Source organism: Lishizhenia tianjinensis (genome assembly GCF_900116425.1).
Lineage (GTDB): Bacteria > Bacteroidota > Bacteroidia > Flavobacteriales_D > Crocinitomicaceae > Lishizhenia > Lishizhenia tianjinensis.
The window spans coordinates 288603-289506 of the sequence record NZ_FPAS01000005.1 but is presented as its reverse complement, the minus strand read 5'-3'; the positions used below and the strand labels follow the sequence as shown (position 1 = coordinate 289506).

Here is a 904-nt window from a genome sequence, read left to right as displayed (position 1 = left end):
GCACCCGTTCGCCGGTCGCCACCAATAAAGCAAGCTTTATCGTGCTGCCCCTCGACTTGCATGTGTTAGGCCTGCCGCTAGCGTTCATCCTGAGCCAGGATCAAACTCTCCGTTGTATAAAAAGTTTAATATTATAAAGCTCTGTGTTATATTTCTATTTACGCTGTTTCCTTATTTCTCAATCTATCAAAGAACTTCTTCTGATCTTAAAAGGTTAATTTCTCACCTTATTAAGCAGTGTCGTTTTTCTTTCAAAACCGCCGAGCGTCGTTTCGTTCGGGGCGACAAAGGTAATGAGTTAATTTTAATTAGCAAGCTTTTTAGAAATAAATTTTAAAAAGTTTTTTTTGCCGATTTCAATTTTCTCAAATCTCTATCCTAATGTTTCAAATCTTGTTTTCATCGCTCGTTTGCGGGCTGCAAAGATAAGCAGTGTTTTTAAATTAACAAGTACTTTTTGAAAAACTTTTTATTTTATTTTTCTAAAGTAATTTCTAACTCTAAACCTAATACCTCCGCGGCTTTCAAGCCTTTCTTCCAAGTGTTGTCCGCTCGTTTGCGGGCTGCAAAGATACACTCTTTTTTCTCGTTATTCCTAGTACTTGGTAAAGAATTTTTAATCTTTTTTTGATTCAAAAGTGTAAGTAGCTGGTTGTGGGTAGATTGGAGGGTGAAATATTTTTGAAGATTTTTGAAAGTTGTTTGGTTTTGTATCTGTTTAGAGTATTCTCACGCGATACAATCCCGCGCGATAGCGGTAGTTTTTATCAATACTCTCTACTCACACTCACTACTGTTTTCTGTTAGCGATAGCAGTGGCACCCCGGATGGGAGCGGCTGTGTGGGATAGGGAAAACAGAAAGTGACTGCAAGAAACTTGTTGTTTGACCATAGACCACTAAGC

1 rRNA gene is annotated in these 904 nt (G+C 38.2%); it reads right to left on the bottom strand.

Annotated elements, in window-relative coordinates:
- Positions 1 to 116: ribosomal RNA gene (locus BM327_RS14025) — 16S ribosomal RNA — on the bottom strand; the annotation flags it as partial.
- Between the last annotated feature and the right edge of the window lie 788 nt (positions 117 to 904).